The 16662-nt window shown below is 40.1% G+C and carries 12 protein-coding genes; all 12 read left to right on the top strand.

Features of this window, described 5'->3' with window-relative positions:
- Position 1 precedes the first annotated feature (1 nt).
- The 12 genes from GSQ84_RS12855 to GSQ84_RS12910 all read left to right on the top strand — a co-directional run bounded on the left by GSQ84_RS12855 (position 2) and on the right by GSQ84_RS12910 (position 16621).
- Entirely contained in the window at positions 2-502 is a 501-nt protein-coding gene (locus tag GSQ84_RS12855; protein ID WP_158797676.1) for a hypothetical protein, read from the top strand.
- Between the two features lie 179 nt (positions 503-681).
- Entirely contained in the window at positions 682-4167 is a 3486-nt protein-coding gene (locus GSQ84_RS12860) for a hypothetical protein (protein WP_158797677.1), read from the top strand.
- A gap of 66 nt (positions 4168-4233) precedes the next feature.
- Positions 4234-5139 carry a hypothetical protein gene (locus tag GSQ84_RS12865; RefSeq protein ID WP_158797678.1) on the top strand — a complete coding sequence of 302 codons (906 nt, stop codon included), beginning with the start codon at positions 4234-4236 and terminating at the stop codon, positions 5137-5139.
- 85 nt (positions 5140-5224) lie between these two features.
- On the top strand, positions 5225-7621 hold the full coding sequence (locus tag GSQ84_RS12870; RefSeq protein ID WP_158797679.1) for an SGNH/GDSL hydrolase family protein: 2397 nt from the start codon (positions 5225-5227) through the stop codon (positions 7619-7621).
- 158 nt (positions 7622-7779) lie between these two features.
- A complete protein-coding gene (locus GSQ84_RS12875) occupies positions 7780-9549 on the top strand; it encodes a sialate O-acetylesterase (protein ID WP_158797680.1) in 1770 nt (589 codons plus the stop codon).
- Positions 9550-9566: 17 nt separating this feature from the next.
- Positions 9567-10385 (top strand): hypothetical protein, encoded by an 819-nt coding sequence (locus GSQ84_RS12880; RefSeq protein WP_158797681.1) that lies wholly within the window; start codon positions 9567-9569, stop codon positions 10383-10385.
- Between the two features lie 71 nt (positions 10386-10456).
- Entirely contained in the window at positions 10457-14212 is a 3756-nt protein-coding gene (locus GSQ84_RS12885; RefSeq protein WP_158797682.1) for a phage tail protein, read from the top strand.
- Between the two features lie 186 nt (positions 14213-14398).
- On the top strand, positions 14399-15007 hold the full coding sequence (locus tag GSQ84_RS12890; protein ID WP_158797683.1) for a glycosyl hydrolase 108 family protein: 609 nt from the start codon (positions 14399-14401) through the stop codon (positions 15005-15007).
- Positions 15000-15287: a hypothetical protein gene (locus GSQ84_RS12895; RefSeq protein WP_158797684.1), complete on the top strand. Its 288-nt coding sequence runs from the start codon at positions 15000-15002 to the stop codon at positions 15285-15287. The genes GSQ84_RS12890 and GSQ84_RS12895 overlap by 8 nt, the downstream gene beginning before the upstream one ends.
- 11 nt (positions 15288-15298) lie before the next feature.
- Positions 15299-15682, top strand: coding sequence for a hypothetical protein (locus tag GSQ84_RS12900; protein ID WP_158797685.1), 384 nt, complete (start codon positions 15299-15301; stop codon positions 15680-15682).
- On the top strand, positions 15679-15846 hold the full coding sequence (locus GSQ84_RS12905) for a hypothetical protein (RefSeq protein ID WP_158797686.1): 168 nt from the start codon (positions 15679-15681) through the stop codon (positions 15844-15846). The genes GSQ84_RS12900 and GSQ84_RS12905 overlap by 4 nt, the downstream gene beginning before the upstream one ends.
- Positions 15847-16057: 211 nt before the next feature.
- Positions 16058-16621 (top strand): hypothetical protein, encoded by a 564-nt coding sequence (locus GSQ84_RS12910; RefSeq protein ID WP_158797687.1) that lies wholly within the window; start codon positions 16058-16060, stop codon positions 16619-16621.
- The last annotated feature ends 41 nt before the right edge of the window (positions 16622-16662 follow it).

Consider the following 16662-nt stretch of genomic DNA (forward strand, 5'->3'; position numbering starts at 1 on the left):
AATGGAAGAAGCTGAAATATTAAAGCGGGTTGCGGACCTGACCATTGGCCGGAAAATTCGGGACCTTGTTATTCCCATCCGCTATTACACCAGGAAGGAAAAGTTTGTGCACTGGATCACCAGGAATAAAAAGAAATACAGGGTTTTTGAGCTGTACCCTTCTGTTACCGGCAATATGATCAGAATTGCCGACAAGGCGATGTTATTACCTGATGAATTAATTGGCAACACTCTTTATGAGCTGGCCATACCACTGATCAGCAAATACGGTGATCATATCGTCTATATTGTAGCTGCAGGTATTCAGAATAATAAACTTGAACCATCCAGGCAATTGTTAGCCTTTGTGAGGGATAATTTTACCAGTGAACTGCTGTATGATGCCCTGTACCCGATTTTGGAAGGTGCCGGTATGCAGGCTTTTACCAGTTCTACGATCTTAATAAAGGGGACGGACAGCATTCTGAAACCTCGGATCGATCCAATAGACGGGAGCGAGTAGATAGCCTCCCACAGCGAATGTTAGGCAGTGCCTGTAAGTATTTTCATTGGCCGGATCCGGAAAAGATCAAATGGGAAATGTCGTGGAATGAGTTTATGCTTTACCTGTCGTCCATCCCATCTTACAGTGACAAGAAAGAAAAAAAAGAAATTAAGAACGCAAGTGATATATTTTAAATTATGGAAGAAACATCAGGTAGTAACTCACTAAGCTATACCGTTAATCTGGATATAAGTGAAGCAAAAAAAAATGCAGAAGAACTTGCCAAGGCATATGCAAATTTACAGGTTCAGGCTACGGGTATAGTAGTTACTATTGATGTAGATTCTGCCCTGGAACAAGTTAAGTCATTAACTGAGCAGTTAAAGGAACTGCAGGGTGTATTAGAAAGTAATAAGGATAGTACATCGGCTTATAAAAGCGTTTTAAGCGATTTGTCGGACGGTTTCAATACAGTAACAAAAGTAGTTGAAGACTACGATACAGCAATGAAGACCATAGATGAGGTGATAAAAGGTATATCAGACTTGTATACGGATTTTTTAACTATTTTGACTTCAATAACTACTGCTCAGGATATAGCGACACTATCTGCAGGGGATGCTGTACTTGCGCAAGAATTATTGTCGGAAGGGCTTATGACTGCTGCTGAGGCAGAAGAAGCTTTTGTTATTGCCCTGGAAGCATCAGCAGCAGCAACTGAGGCTGTAACTACAGGGATGGAGTTGTTTAGAGTAGCTTTAGCTTCTACCGGGGTTGGTGTACTGCTTGTTGGTTTAGGTTCTTTGGTTGCTTATTTCACTCAAACCCAGGAGGGGATTGATGAAGTGAGCAGTGCTTTAGAACCTTTAAAAATTGGCTTCAATTTGCTTACAAATGCAGCCATTAGTTTTGGAAAAGGAATTGCCAATATATTTTCGGCAGAGGGTTTAAAAAATTTCGGTCAGATTCTGGAAAACCAGGTGATCAACAGGTTTAAGGCGCTGGGCGTGATCATGGATGGTTTGATTCATCTTGATCTGGCAAAAGTTTTGGATGGCGTTGCGCAGAGTGTTACCGGAGTAGTAGATCCCATAGGAAAAGTAAAAGCAGGAGTAAGTGATATTCTCAGTACGTCTTCAGATGTTTCTGCATTAAGGAAACAGCAGGGAATACAAGCGTCAACGCAGGATTCAAATCTTCAGGCGCAAGAAACTATTGTTACACAGAGTAAGAAAACTGCAAGCGATTCGACTAAAGATAGGGCTACACGTGAAGCTGCAGTTCAAGCGGGGCTTGCAGCTATTAAGGAAGAACTGCGGCTCAAAAATAGTCTTCTTGAATTAAATAAGAAGATTGCTGACGCAGAAAGTGCTGGCAAGCCCACTACTAATGCATCAACGCGGGCTGCGCTGGCTAATGCCGATCAGAAAAAAAAGAATACAGAGAAGGCAAATTCAGACAGTGAAGCCTTAGAGGCAACTTTGAAAGTACCAAAGGTTGCAAAAGTGAGGAAAACATCAACCGTATCTCAAGTCGAATCTGACACACCGGATAAACCTGACAAAGCAGATTTACAGGATGCTGCTGATTTAAGTAAAAAATTACAGGAATATAGAGATGATGCCGTAAAATCTCAACAAAATCAGGATTCTGCTGAGGTTAAGTCAGTAAATGATAAGTATCTAAAATTGAATCAATCTATTAATGATTTTTACGATAAAGCAGAGCAAGATAAAAGTGGAAAAACGTTAACATTAGATAATACACCTGTAACTAGAAAAGAAGCCTTGGATTCGTCCGATGCTAGTAAAAAAACTGATTTAGATACGATTAGTGCGAATGTTGAAATTGAAAAAGATAAAAAGACTTACGCGGCTAAAAAGGCCCTGTTTGATGAATATAATGCATACAAATTAAAGGTAGGCGAAAAAACAGCTGACGAAGCATTCGGTGAGGATATCACAAAGTATAAGACCTATCAGGCATATCTGGATGACCAGGTTCCTGACGATGATGACCACACTATTTTAGGTAATAAGCAACGCGATTTATTAAATAATACAACTATACCTGCTGCTGATAATGATCAATCAAAGGATGATAGCAAAGAACTTCAACAAGCACTTGCTGATACTGAAAGTATCAATGAAAAAAGATTGGTGCTTCAACAAAAATATCAGGATCAGGTAAAGATTCTAGAGGATAATGGAGATACTGAGAATGCGGCGCAGGCAAAAAAGAATGGTGATGCAGCTCTAAAGGCATTTGATGTTGCAAATGGTAAACTAAATGTGTCTGACGAGTTTCAAAAAACTTCTGATGCATTTAAAAGTCTGGCAGATTCTACAAAAGGATTGGATGGTGGTTTAAGTAATGTTTTTAAGGCCCTATCTGGAATTACAGGTGCAACAGCTGCTACCATAAAGGGAATCGATGGTGTTAATAGTGGATTTAAAAACTTTAATGCAACGTCAACTGATGCCGGAGGCGGTCTTAAAGGTGATATTGCCGGGGGATTAGCGATCGCGGGTCCCGCAAGTGCAGCCGTCAGTGCCGTATTAGGTGTTACCAAAAGTGTTATTGGTTTTTTTAAAGCCTCTAAACAAAGCGCTATCGACTCTGCAAAAGCTTTGCAGACCTATCAAAACTCACTGGTGCTTGGTCAGGTTTCTTATAATGAATTACTAAGATCTCAGGCATTAACTGCCGCTTCAGTGACAGATGCGACCTTAGCACAGTTAGATGCTAAAGAAAAATTATTAGTGGCTCAAAAAAGTTCAAATGCAGCGGATGAAGCTACGCTATTAGCCCAGATACAATCACAAGGACAACAGGTCACCGGGGAGCATACCGTAAAGTCAGGGGGATTTCTTGGCGTTGGAAAAAAAACATCGGTAGTTCAGGATACATCCGGAGTTTCTACTGCGGATTATGATACACTGCTCAAATTGTATACGGAGGGAAAATTAACTGATACTACTAAAACCTGGTTTGAGGCACTTCAAAAAGTTCATGATGAATCAACATCCATTGCTACCGAAACCCAGGCCACACAGGATGCCATTAATCAGTCGGTAACCGGTACAACGGCTTCCAGTATCTCGGATTCAATTATCCAGGGTTTTAAAGATGGAAAACGATCTGCTACAGATTTTGCAGGGGATTTTAAAACCCTGATGAGCAATGCCATGTACAGTGCGATTGAAAGCAATTACCTCACGCCTGCTATCGATGCTTTTTATAAAAAGTTCGCTGATGCATCAAAAGATGGATTAACAGCAGACGAAGAAGCTTCGTTAAAAGATGAATACAATGGAATTATAGCCAATGCCTCTGCACAAAGCGCTGAAGTAGATAAAATAACAGGAGGTACGGCACCAACCACGGCTGTATCCGGAACCATAGTTGGCCAGGCAATTACCGAAGATACGGCTAACCGTGCACTGGGTATCTGGATTGGACAGTATGATACCGTCAAATCAATGAGCGGCACTATTGGAGATATGTATGTGTTGGCTACTCAAAACTTCAGTACAACGATCGCTATTGCCGAAAACACGTTGAGAACGGCGAACAATACGGACGGGATTGGCGACAAGCTGGATAAGATTGTCAGCAATACAAGTCCTGTTGCCACAACAAGTATAGACCAGACTTTGAGGAACGCAGGGATTAAGGCTTAAACTTTACCACAAAGGGGATAGTAAGTGCGTTTCGCCTGTACCCGCTTTCCCTTTATTTAATTTCGTATGATGTATAATTTAGGTAACACAGACTTAGCTTCTATTGGATTTACGGCTTCCCGTCAGGATGGTTCGGATATAGCATTATCGGGTTTTTTAGATATGCCGGCAAGGTTAGGTAAGACTTTCCAGGACTGGGCAGATGAAGATGGAATTGAACCTTATGTTTCTGCCTCGGAAATATTCTTTGGTGGGCGTGATTTGAAACTAACCGGCTTCATCACAGGTAAAAATCAGTATGATTATATGACTAAAGTTAATTCTCTTTATAGTCTTATTGACAGTTTTACCGGATTAGTTCCATTGGTAACAGACTGGGGGACTTTTAATGTTGGTGTAAGCGCAGCTGTCACTGGAGATTATCTTTCTGACAAGGGAATTAAAATTACCATTCCCTTTCGGGAGCCTATTGTAACTATGAATGGGGTATTGCCAGTAGGGACCAGCTCAGAGTTCGGCATTGACGGCGTTAGTTTTGCTTCTTTAGGAGGTGCCTTCATAGAACTTTCCGGTGACCGGAGAAACAGGACCGCACCGAAGAAAATGGATGTGACTGCCTATGGCAAGGAAGGCTATGTTGTCACAAAAAAAGAGGTTCCTTCATTAACGTTTAAGCTGGTGATCAAACAGGCAAGCTATTCGTTACTGAAAGCAAAAATTCTGGCTTTGATGGCACTGTTCTCCACACCTGGGATGAGAAACCTTACGGTAAATAATGATAAGATCAGGGCTTTCTTTGTTAAAGACGGCTTTACAGTATCTAACATTTATGCGCATGGCTCTTCCTGTTATGCCCTGGTAGAATGTAAACTGACAGAATCGGGTGTAGGTGGTACAATAATCAACCTTATGGATAGCCTCGGAGATTTGGTGACTGATTCTAACAGTAACCAAATTACTGTTAGAATATGACAAAATTAAATGAATACCCTAATTGCCTTATAAATAGGGCCGGGGATTTAATCACAGATAATAACTACAATTTAATTCTAATAAAATGAGTTTAATATTCCCGGATGGATATACCGCCCTCAATCCAGTAACAGGTACAGAAAAAATCATGGCCGCGAGGTTAAGTGATGGAAAGATGTTTTATATTAATTTATCAGATATCACGGCATCATTTGCAACAGTTGCTCAATTGTCAGCCGAGACTGCCGCAAGAACGGCTCAATCAAGTTTGCCATGGGTAGCGCAGGTTTATCCAATTGGTTCACAGGTGACTTATTTGGGTAAAGATTACGTTAATGCTACCGTAGCAACCCTTGCTGCTGATGTTCCGGGAACAAGCGGTAAATGGACAAATAGATTGTCAGCTTATGATGGTATCAGAACTGTTAAAACTGCCAATTTAATAAATCCATTTACCTGGTCTGTTGGTTTTATCATCTCAAATGGAGGAGTAGTTGTTGCTCAATCTACTTATACTACTACAGATTTTTTTAAAGTAAATCAAGGGTCTCAATATGGAATATACTACGGGTCTGCTTTCACTCCTTTAACTGGGGGACGTTATTACTGGTACACCATAGATAAAGTGCCCATAGGATCTATTTTCTCCACTACAGATGCAACTACAGGGCTAACAACCGTTCCGCCTACTAATGCTGCATATATGCGGTTTTCTATATTTACATCATTTATTACGAATACTGCTATAGCAGTTGAAGGCACCGCTGTTCCTACTACCTGGGTAAAGTATGGTTATATACTTGGTAATACCGTTGATTCACCAGTATTTGCGGCACCGAGCTTTCTCATAGATGCCATGTCAGATCAAACTGTGAAAGACGTGATAGCAGCTGTGGTTGCTGGTAAAAAAGCATTTATTACACCAGATAGTACAAACTTTCTAATTAAAACTGCCAATTTAATAAACCCATTTACGTGGTCTGCTGGTTTTATCATTTCAAATGGAGGAGTAGCTGTTGCTCAATCTACTTATACAACTACAGATTTTTTTAAAGTAAATCAAGGATCTCAATATGGAATATACTATGGATCTGCTTTCACTCCTTTAACCGGGGGGCGTTATTATTGGTACAGCATAGATAAAGTGGCTATAGGGAGTACTTTCTCTACTACAGATGCAACTACAGGGCTAACAACGGTTCCACCCGTAAATGCTGCATATATGCGGTTTTCTATATCCACATTATTTTCGACAACTGCTATAGCAGTTGAAGGTACTGCTGTTCCAACTACCTGGGTAAAGTATGGTTATGTACTTGGTAATACCGTTGATTCACCAATATTTGCGGCACCGAGCTTATTCATAGATGCCATGTCAGATCAAAGCGTGAAAGATGCGGTCACATCAGCGGTTTCTGCTAAAAAAGCATTCCTTACACCAGATAATACAAATTTTCTAAATTTAGGAATCAACAGGCTGGATACTAACGCAATTGATTTTCTGTCCGGCTATTCAATGGATAAAAATACTGGTGCGACTATTGTAAATGCCGGTTTTTCTACTACTGGCTTTATGCCGGTAACCGCTGGTAAGTCTTACACATACAGCTTAGACGGCTTAGTAATGGTAGGTCTTACGTTGACTGCATGGTTTGACGTAAATAAAAAATGGTTGGCAGCTGCAACCTATACAAATAATATAACCGTTGCGCCTGCAGGTGCAGTATATCACAGAGGTTGTGTTCAGATAGCTTCTTTTGCTAATCTTATGTTCATTGAAGAAACCAGTCCGGGGGTTATTAGTATGCCTGGAAGACATATCGTCTTCGGATATGTATTTGATCAGAAGAAAGTTGCAGCAGGTACAAGCTTAGGAAATTGGGATGGTAAAAATTGGGTTGCATTGGGTGACTCTATCACATTTCAAGGGCAATGGTTCTCGTCCTTCATTGCTGCTACTGGTTTAAAAAACACATACAATTTAGGAAGTACCGGAGCGTTGTTGGGGACACGTGCTGATGCACTTACAGCCGACATGCTTACTAATTGTGATATTCTAACTGTATTAGGTGGAACTAATGATTATGGGCATGGTGGTGATACGTTAGGTAACGTAACCGATGATAAAACGATGAATACTATTGCGGGTGCTGTTGCCAATGTGGTAGATAAAATTTTAACATTGAAACCGTCTCAAAGAATTGTATTTATGACACCTACCAATAGGGGTTACTATGCAACAGAGCCTAATTACACCCCGCCGGCTGCTAATATCAATGGTTTGACTATGGAAGGGATTGCGAAAATGATTCAGGATAAATGCCGGTACATGGGTATCCCCTGCTGGGATGCGTTCGGACAAAGCGGGATAAACTCGTACACTTTTTCTACAATGACAGTGGATGGATTACATCCTTCTGGTGTAGGTGCTAACCGAATAGGAACCGGTTTTGGTCAATTCGTAAATAGAGTAGGCCTTTAGAATTTAATCTCTTATAAACCTTCAAACCGACATTGAAATTACCATTTCAAATTAATCTTAAAATTTCATATCAGCTTTTGATAAAGCTAGAGCTATAATATCAAATGCAACAGATGTCATTAGGGCAATAAAAATATTAATAATCTAATTACAGTAAAATGAGTTTAACATTCCCAGATGGATATACCGCTCTCACGCCTTTATTAGGTACAGAGAAAATAATGGCCGCCAGGTTAAGTGATGGAAAGATGTTTTACATCAATTTATCAGATATTACTGCGGCCTTTGTAAGTCCGGGCACATTAACGAGTACCCTTGCCAATTATATTACTGGGGCAGTACTTACCAGTACGCTTACAAATTATATAACCTCCTCGGCAGTTGCCCAGGCGATTACAGCAGGTGTTGCATCTAAAGCTGATGTTTCGGCTTTGGCACCAATCCTTACTAATGTAAAAATTGATGCTACCGGAAATCTAAATTTTTCTGATGTAAATGGTAATGTAGGAGCTGTCCTAAAATCTAATGGGACACTTCAGATTGCCGATATTTCTATTAAAAACCAGACATCCCCCTTTGCTTTAAATGTGCTTACTGTAAATTCCCTCGTTACGGGATTGCTGAACGGTAATACGATCATAAAGAATGATAAATATGCATTGGTACTCACAGATGTAAATGGATATATAGGATATGGGATCAATCTTGACGGATCAGTTATTGGTTCGGGAGCTGAAACCAAAAGGATATCCGGATTCATGGCAGATGTAAATCATTATATTCCATATGGCCAGTCTTTGTCTATTGGCGCTTATGGAACCCCAATAGTTACCACTACGGCAGAAAATAGTATATATACATTTTTTAAAGGCCCAGCCATGCTGCAGTATGATAGTGATGCAACAAGATACAGTTCACTGGTCTTAGAGGTAGAAAGTGGAACAGAAACAGTTTGCGGTGCTATGGGACGTATGATTAAGCAGCAGGTAATTGCAGATGGCTTTGCTATGGATGGAGTAACAAATATTTATGACCTGTTGGTTAGTGCTCCAGGAATGGGGAGCCAGACTATTGCCCAGTTATCAAAAGGAACTACGAATTATCAAAGGTTTATTGATGGGGTAACAAATGGTAAGTCCCTGGCTAATGCAGCTGGTAAAAGTTATAACCTTCCTGCTGTTTTCTGGATGCAGGGAGAAGCAGATCAGGGTAGTGATAAAACGACTTATAAAAATGCGCTGATTAAACTTAAATTAAATATCAATACAGACGTAAAAGCAATAACGGGGCAAAAGAATGATGTTGTTTTCCTGAATTATCAAATGGCTTCCCAAAACTGGAATAACGGTGCTGCCCCAACAATTGCGTTATCATTATATGAGTTGACACAAACTTCATCCGGATTCTACCAGGGGCCATGCTTATACCCTTATACCCACTCTACAGATCAGTTGCACTTAATAGGTAATTCTTATGCTATGGTTGGCGCATTGGCGGGATATATCATGAAAAGAATTGTGGTGGACGGGATAGATTGGAAGCCTATTTCTATTACAGATTATTCAATGGATACAAGTGTGCTGAATTTAAGATTTTACACCCCTGTATCTCCCCTTGTAATAGATACCACCATAGTAACTGACCCTGGTAATTTAGGATTCAAGATATATGACTTAACCGGCACAGAGATCACTATTACCAGCGTAAGCCAGCCGCGGCCCAATACAATAAAAATTGTTTTACCTGTTCCAGTCGTTTCAGGAATGAGACTTACTTATGGACTGAACGGAACAATTGGTAAATCCGGGCCTGTTGCTGGTGCCCGGGGTTGCCTTCGCGACAGCCAGGGTACAACGTTGAAATATCAGCCGGCCGGTCTTAACTATCCCTTGCACAATTGGTGTCCAATGTTTGAAAAATATTTATAACAGATAAAAGAAATAAAATGGAAATAGTAGTAACAGGTGCAGATTTCAGCGCGTTAGGTCTAGGAAATACGAGATGGATTGAGCAGTATATCAGTGCTGCTAATATTACAAATACAACTTATAAAGGCGCATTAAGAACTTTATATAATTCAATGTCTGCAGGCGGTCTGGATAAGAAATTAGAAGTACTAAGGCTTTTTTTTACGGGTAATTCAGCAGTGGATTCATTAAATGTACTGAACTACCAGGCATATAATGTTGCTTTCCTGGCAGACACGGCAGCAGCGCATACTGCCAGTGGTTATCAGCCTTCTTCAACTCAATGGGGTATTTCAACGTATTTGATTAAAGATCTGTCAAACTTTCATCTACATGCCTGGAACAGCACACCTGAAACCAGTGGTGCTGGTTATATTCTTGGACGACATGCCCCCCCAACAAGTACAAATAGCTTTTCGGCAGTGTTACTTAGAGGTAGCGGAACAGCCGGTCAGATTGCTGCCCCAAAAGGAACTATCAATGTTAACGCAGGACAAGGAATTACCTTAGCCGGATATGATGGATCTAAAACAGGTCTTCTATCCACATCAAGGAATGGGACAACCATGAGACTTTATGATGGCGGTGTACCGATCGCTACTTCAACGGTACCCTATACCGGATTTTCAGATGGAACATTGCCAATGTTGGAGGGAAACAGTCTTGACGGAAATGGATCTTTTTATTCAAGGGCCAAGATTTTCTCTCTGGCTTATGGTGCCTCCGCCTGGACTGATGCTGATGAGCTATTACTTTTTAACACGCTCAATACTTTTAAAACAACGTTGGGAGTATAACCAATAAAAAATATAAGAATGCTATTATTAATTTCATTTAGCCTGAGGGCTCTTAAAGTAATTGTATACCAATGATAAATTCACTGATCATTTATAGGGCAGGGGCTGTATTAACATCTATTGATATAGATGAGAATACTGTTTATAATGAAAAAATACCTGGCACTAAGCTAATTACCTGTCCTGTGACTGCGCAAACAGCACTTTCCATTCAACAGGGAGATTATATTACCTGGAAATCGGAAAATTATGTGATCCATATCCTGCCGGATTTCGATAAAAGTAATGATTCAAATACGAAGAAGTATAATATTACTTTCGAGGCTGAATTTTATCAATTCCTGGATGAGTTTGTAATCAGTTCAACGGGATTGAAAGACTTTCCGTATTATGGGAATGCTGCTTCCCAACTGCAACTAATTGTCAATAATGCCAACAGGGACAGCTCTGGCTGGTCGGTTGGGACGGTTGACCCCACTGTAGCACAAATCGTAAATTACAGCTGGACTTACTGCCGAGAGGCGCTTGACATTGTTGCAGAAGCATTTGGTTTAGAATACCAGTTTACTGGCAGGGTAGTGAGTATGGTTGCTACTGTAGGCAGGGATACCACTGTTAACATCCAGATGGGCCGGGGAAAAGGCCTGCAGGGGATTTCCAGGAAGCCCGACACCAGTAAGAATATTATTAACAGGGTGTATGCAATAGGCGGTACCCGTAACATTGATTCAACTTATAGGGATGGTCTCCAAAAGAACCTGATCATAGAAGGTGAATATATTCAAACGCCTGGTGTGACGGCTAAAACAGAATCTGTAAAAGAAGCAAAATATTCGAACGATCTGATTTTTCCGCATTATAAAGGGGTAGTTACGTCGAGAACGGTAGTCAGTGCTGCCGATGGATCGGTATCGTATGTTACAATCACTGATAAGGCTATCGATTTTGATGTGATGGCCTATCTCCAATCCGGAGTAAACGCTACTGTAGGATTTCTGACAGGTGAGCTTACCGGGATCGAGTTTCAGGTGGCAGGATTTGATTTCGCAACTAAAATAGTTACGCTGATTAACAATACCGATGCAAATGGGTATATTACCCCTAATACCCTTAATTTGCCGGCTGTTGGAGATAGTTTTACTTTCTATGATATCCGTATGCCAGATGCATACGTTACAAAAGCGGAAGCCGACCTGCTTGCAGCTGCTACAGTTTATCTGAATGAAAACAAATCTCAAATACTTGTTTTTACTGTCAAAACTGATGAAAAGTATTTAAGGGATAACCTCATTTCTATTAAGTGCGGAGATAGGATCACTGTAACAGATAGTGATTTGAATTTGGCAAACCAAATACTTCGTTTTACGGAGATTAGTTATCCCCTGGTTAATGAGTATGCTATTACCGGTGTAATTGGTAATCAAATTACTTACGATAAGATAGTGAAATTGTTTGCTGATGTAGATAAAAGTACAGATCAGATACAAAATATCAGTTTAAGTAATATAAAGTCTGCAAGGCAGAATTCGATTAACCTGAATAATCTTGCCGGACGTGTTTTTGATCCTGATGGAAGTTTGGCTGAGGGGGCGGCTACATTATTTGCTGCCATGACCAAAGTGGGTTTCGATTCACAAAATTTTGGATTAATAGATGTAGTGATCAGCACAAATATCGCCGGTAATGAAAATAGCTTGTCTATTAGTGCCGGGCAATTGGTCCATCGGATTTATAAGATTGATGGGGTAGGGTATGATTGGATCATGACGGCTAAAAGTATAACAGGTTTAACCCCTGCCAAATATTATTATGTATATGCTAAATGTTCGACAACTACATTAACAGGTACCTGGGAAATCAGCGAAACGCCTGTTACAGTTGGAAGTTTTGCCGGTTTCTGGTGTTTTAATTTAGGGCAATTATTTGAGGTAAATACTGATGGATACAGAAACTTTGAATTTACTAAAGGGATAACCTATACTGTCGGGAATACTATTACTTCGGGCAGGCTTCAGGATATAACTAAACAAAATTATTTTGATGTTGAAACAGCTCAGTTTAATCTTGGTGCTCCTGGTGCCTCAGGAATGGATTACGGTGTTACAACTCCAAAAACACTGACCTTACGTGGAGCTCTGATGCAAAGTGGATCCGGAATAGTTTCTCCATTACCTGCGTACAGAGGGGACTATGATGCTGGGTCGACCTATTATAAAGGTGATACAGTTTTATACAACGGATCGCAATGGATATTTATCAATGCGGTTGCAACTGCCGGGCAAACTCCTCTTGCTGGTATTTATTGGGCTGTGTATGCATCACAAGGTAATGGTTCTATAGGTGTGAGTGCTGCTTTTACTCAATTCAGATATCAAAAGAATGGCAGTTCTACCGTTGCACCGGCTCTGACTGTTACGGATGTTAATCCTTCATTATGGACTTTGGCACAGCCTACGCTCGGAACAGGTGAGTATCTCTGGATGACAAGTGCTATTAAAAACCCACAAGATGGGGCAAGAAATTATTTTAGTAAAAACTCCGTCCTAACACTTACAAATGTCGGATCAGCTGCACATAATGGAACTACAAATAACGGGATAACTATTATTGGTCAGTCTGGAGGTGGAGGTAATATAAGGATTCAAAATGTTATAAATTCTAATGGATTGTGGACAATTTCATTTATTGCCTCAGCTAATCAGAGATCCAGCATTCCTATTGATATCTGCAATGGAACACCCCAATATGTACTTGTAGCAGCATCAAACGTAGAAAACACTTATTCGTTGACATTTAACGTGACAACTTATCTTAATGGAGGTGACACGACTTTTCAATTCGTTGATTTTGGAGGCATAGAAAATAAGTCTTATGTAATCAGGAATTTAAAAATTCAAAAAGGTAACGTCGCTGATCAGTGGACACCAGCCCCTGAAGATATAGAATATCAGGATCAATCTACCTTAGTAGGTACCTGGGGAGTGCCGGTAAGAACGAGTGGTACATCTGGTGTGCAGGGCGCCTATTTAACAAATTCTGGTAAATGGCTCGCTACTACGGTTTATGTTGGCACGGCTATCAGGATACAGGCAGTTCAGTACCCGTCAAACAACCTGTGGTATACAACAAGGACAGATGCAGGTAATATTCCAGCAGGTACACTCCCTACAAATACAGCTTACTATAATCCTTTCGGGGCACAGTTTGATAGTGTAGCTACTGGACTATTATTAGCAAATGCGATTACTGCAGAAAATCTAACAGTAAGAAACGTTAAAACTGCTGAGGCTGGTGTTAAACACATAGAGATCAATGGAGTTGACAATAATCTAAAAGTACTTAATGCCGCGGGTGCTGTTCTTGCTCTTTTAGATGACGATAGCGCATATGAAACTGTGCGTAGTTCCGATATACCGCCCGTACAGTTTTCAGACGGAACCTATCAATCAGATTATTTATATCGTAGAGTAGGAGCAAATGGAGTGTTAATGTATTATTATGCTGTCAATGGTCCAGGTATGTCAATAGGAATAAGCCCGACAGATGCAAATGGATTTAGTTCAGTGGGTAGGAAAGAGATATATACTAATGGCCGTTTAAGAGTTAGTAATGCGGATGAAACAAATGAAACTGTAATTGATAAAACTGGAATTAATACTACAGGTACAATGTCTGTAACAGGTCAAACAACACTTGCAGGACCGATAGCTTTGGCAAATGGTTTGGTGCCTTTTACAGGTTATGAACTTGTCAGTTCAAGCGGGCCACAAACAAGAAAGTATATCAATGGATTTTACATTGGTATTGGCGATGGAAATTCATGGTAATGAGCCGTTATTTTAAATGTCTACAGGGAGAAATAAATATGCTCTGTTCATTGTTTAGAGCGATTAAAGGAAGTAAAGACTAAAATTAAAATAAAAACTTATCATCACCTGCTGAAAAGCTGTAAAAGGCGATAGCCCGACATCCCTTTGGTAAATTTGTGATACATCTATTAATCAATGTATCACATGGCAGATTACAAAATTGCAGCAGCAGAAACAGGAGAGAATGAAGGGTTATACGCCAACAATCCAAATGATCGGGGCGGTGAAACCTGGGCAGGAATTGCGCGTAATTTCTGGCCGGGTTCCAAAATCTTTACCTTGATCGACCAGATTAAGAAAGATCATCTACCTGCAGGAGCAAACGTCCATTTAAGGTCATCCTGGCTCATCATTAACAAATATGCGCAGGCAGATCCTGAACTCAAAGGTTTAGTTGCTGCTTTTTATAAAATAAACTTCTGGAATGTAAATAGTCTGGATTATGTTAATGACCAGCAACTGGCCAATTCTGTTTACGATTTTGGCGTAAATTCCGGAACACATGCTGCGGGGGATAAATTGCAGGATGCCTATAATAATGTAAGAGGGAACCTTCCGGCATTAATCAATGACGGGGACATAGGTAGCAAAACGCTGTTTGCTGTAAATTCATTTCCTGCAGCTGTTTTATACGCAGAATACAATAGGTTAAGAGAAACATATTATAGGTCTTTGGCGCAAAACCCCACTCAAAAACAATTTCTTTCCAGCTGGCTGTCCAGACTAAAACCTTACCGTTCAGCTTATGCTTAATGAAAATACAACTCCCCGGGCATTGCTTGCTTTTTATTGGAGCGTAATCGCTTCTATTATGCTTGGCTATATTTTATACAGGTGGGGAGACCAAAAAGAAATATTAACCTTAATCATCGGATTGATAGGCGGTACGGTTATCGGCGGTATTTTCGGGGTTTATTTCGGAGCTGCACATAAACTGCCTCCGGGAGATCAGAAGACAACTACTGAAGTGTCTCCGGATGGCTCTGCTACCGTTACCACCGAACCGGCCAAACCAATTCAGGACGTAAAATAACCATCGTTTTAATGGAAGAGAAAGAGATTCCCGGATTGGGGAATAACCAGGATATGGTAGACCGAAAAGCCGCCTGGGTAGAGCGGATGTTTGATAAATTATTTGCAGCGATAGAAAAGGACCCAAAGGCTGCTTTACTGGTATTGTCGGTGGTTTTAAATTTTTGGATGTTCAGCATCATTACAGATTTAAATAAACTCAGGATCGCTGATATCACATTGCTTAATGAAAAAATCAATATCGCCGTGGAAAGGAGCGTGAAAAATGAACTGCCTAAGCAACTGGCACCTTATAAAGAACAGCAGGATAGTAACAGTAAGAAACTGGATAGTTCACTAATCAACCTCGACGGAACAGTAGAAAAAGTTAAACAATATTATAAAAAGAACAAATGAGAAAGTTATTGATCCTATTCCCTATGCTCTTAGTCGTGTCGGGAACGTCCTCGGGCAGAGCTGTATCTAAACTGCCGGCAGTCTATTACCTGGCTTATCCTATCAGTTCTAAGGTAGATCTTATCAGCAGGAAAACTGCTGAATTAATACCCTTAAAAAGATGAATATGAAACCTGCATGAGATTACATCTTACAAAAAGTAATGGACCGGGTTTATGATCTCTTAAACACAAAAAGAACAATAAAAACGGGTGAAAAATAATCTTAAATAAGCTTCATAACCGATAAAACCACCAGAGGCACTGGAAGACAATTAAAAAACAATAGGAACTATTGATAAAACAATAAAAACTAAGATAAAACAAATATATTCTGATGAAAAAATTAATATTGTTCTCCCTGGTGCTGGTTTTATCCGGCTGCGGTCTGTTTAAACAGGTGCATAAAGAAAAAACAACTTTAAAAACTGAAGCCAGTCAGGAAGTTAAAAGAGACAGCTCAAGTTTAATGATCAATCATTCTATTATTACAGTGAAAGAAAAAGTTGATACTGTTTTGCTTGTGCCTGAGAAGACTGTCAGACAGGAAACCATTTTGAATATGGATAGCCTGATCAGTGGCATGACCGCTGTAAAGAATGACCTGGTAAACGTAAGTCTGGTTTTGAATCCGGTCACGCATGTGCTTTCTGCAGTAGCCACATTGAAAAGCCAGCTGATCCCACTAAAAATTGACAAACAAACCATCACTCAAAATAACATTGTCCAGACCGGCAATCAATCAACGAATTTTAAGGTAAAAACTAAATCAGCTGCAACACGTTCCATTGTAGATAAAAAACCTGTTAACCTAGCTATGTGGCTGATGATCGCATTTATTTGTGTACTGGCCATAGGTCTTGTTTACTGGCTGGTAAAAGAGAAATTAAAATTATTCTAGTACTATTTGCTACAAGTGCTACGGAATAAATACATGTTTTT

The organism is Pedobacter sp. L105 (assembly GCF_009765875.1).
Classification (GTDB): domain Bacteria; phylum Bacteroidota; class Bacteroidia; order Sphingobacteriales; family Sphingobacteriaceae; genus Pedobacter.

What these genes read in the sequence shown, in the direction of transcription:
- GSQ84_RS12855 (WP_158797676.1), top strand. Translation starts at nt 2, where the DNA reads ATGGAAGAAGCTGAAATATTAAAGCGGGTTGCGGACCTGACCATTGGC.
- GSQ84_RS12860 (WP_158797677.1), top strand. Translation starts at nt 682, where the DNA reads ATGGAAGAAACATCAGGTAGTAACTCACTAAGCTATACCGTTAATCTG.
- GSQ84_RS12865 (WP_158797678.1), top strand. Translation starts at nt 4,234, where the DNA reads ATGATGTATAATTTAGGTAACACAGACTTAGCTTCTATTGGATTTACG.
- GSQ84_RS12870 (WP_158797679.1), top strand. Translation starts at nt 5,225, where the DNA reads ATGAGTTTAATATTCCCGGATGGATATACCGCCCTCAATCCAGTAACA.
- GSQ84_RS12875 (WP_158797680.1), top strand. Translation starts at nt 7,780, where the DNA reads ATGAGTTTAACATTCCCAGATGGATATACCGCTCTCACGCCTTTATTA.
- GSQ84_RS12880 (WP_158797681.1), top strand. Translation starts at nt 9,567, where the DNA reads ATGGAAATAGTAGTAACAGGTGCAGATTTCAGCGCGTTAGGTCTAGGA.
- GSQ84_RS12885 (WP_158797682.1), top strand. Translation starts at nt 10,457, where the DNA reads ATGATAAATTCACTGATCATTTATAGGGCAGGGGCTGTATTAACATCT.
- GSQ84_RS12890 (WP_158797683.1), top strand. Translation starts at nt 14,399, where the DNA reads ATGGCAGATTACAAAATTGCAGCAGCAGAAACAGGAGAGAATGAAGGG.
- GSQ84_RS12895 (WP_158797684.1), top strand. Translation starts at nt 15,000, where the DNA reads ATGCTTAATGAAAATACAACTCCCCGGGCATTGCTTGCTTTTTATTGG.
- GSQ84_RS12900 (WP_158797685.1), top strand. Translation starts at nt 15,299, where the DNA reads ATGGAAGAGAAAGAGATTCCCGGATTGGGGAATAACCAGGATATGGTA.
- GSQ84_RS12905 (WP_158797686.1), top strand. Translation starts at nt 15,679, where the DNA reads ATGAGAAAGTTATTGATCCTATTCCCTATGCTCTTAGTCGTGTCGGGA.
- GSQ84_RS12910 (WP_158797687.1), top strand. Translation starts at nt 16,058, where the DNA reads ATGAAAAAATTAATATTGTTCTCCCTGGTGCTGGTTTTATCCGGCTGC.